At 50.3% G+C, this 731-nt stretch carries 2 tRNA genes and 3 rRNA genes; all 5 read left to right on the plus strand.

The features are described from left to right. Positions 1-118: ribosomal RNA gene (locus tag O0550_RS24000) — 16S ribosomal RNA — on the plus strand; the annotation flags it as partial. Positions 119-211: 93 nt separating this feature from the next. Further along, a tRNA-Ile gene (locus O0550_RS24005) sits at positions 212-288 on the plus strand. Between the two features lie 20 nt (positions 289-308). Then, positions 309-381: transfer RNA gene (locus tag O0550_RS24010), tRNA-Ala, on the plus strand. A 4-nt stretch (positions 382-385) separates the two neighbouring features. After that, positions 386-500, plus strand: a 5S ribosomal RNA gene (gene rrf / locus O0550_RS24015). 140 nt (positions 501-640) lie between these two features. Further along, positions 641-731 (plus strand): 23S ribosomal RNA (locus O0550_RS24020); the annotation flags it as partial.

Below are 731 nucleotides of genomic sequence, written 5' to 3' on the forward strand. Positions count from 1 at the left end.
AACACCCGAAGTCGGTGAGGTAACCGCAAGGAGCCAGCCGCCGAAGGTGGGGTAGATAACTGGGGTGAAGTCGTAACAAGGTATCCGTACCGGAAGGTGCGGATGGATCACCTCCTTTCTATGGAGACTTCCGATATCTCTTCGAGATATACGGTAGCAAATCGGCTAGCAAACAGCTTTACTGTTCAGTTTTGAGAGAGCAATCTCTTATGGGCCTATAGCTCAGTTGGTTAGAGCGCACGCCTGATAAGCGTGAGGTCGGCTGTTCGAGTCAGCCTAGGCCCACCATTTATTCCCTAATTTTATATGGGGCTGTAGCTCAGTTGGGAGAGCGCCTGCCTTGCAAGCAGGAGGTCATCGGTTCGATCCCGTTCAGCTCCACTTGTCTGGTGATGATGGCAGAGGGGTCACACACGTTCCCATTCCGAACACGACCGTTAAGCCCTCTAGCGCCGATGGTACTTGCCCATTCGGGCCGGGAGAGTAGGACGTTGCCAGGCCGGTAACCTTTAAGGTTACTGATCCATATATTTGTTCTTTGAAAACTGGATAATGATAGAAAGCATACAAGGCAAACGTTCTTACTTTTGTAGGAACATGCAAGCATTAGTGTAGATCGAAAGATCAAACCTTTAACTGTGGTTAAGTTAATAAGGGCACACGGTGGATGCCTTGGCGTTAGGAGCCGAAGAAGGACGCAGCGAACTGCGATAAGCCTCGGGGAGTGGTAA

Origin of the sequence: Brevibacillus halotolerans, from assembly GCF_026891775.1 — a bacterium.
Taxonomy (GTDB): Bacteria; Bacillota; Bacilli; order Brevibacillales; family Brevibacillaceae; genus Brevibacillus_B; species Brevibacillus_B halotolerans.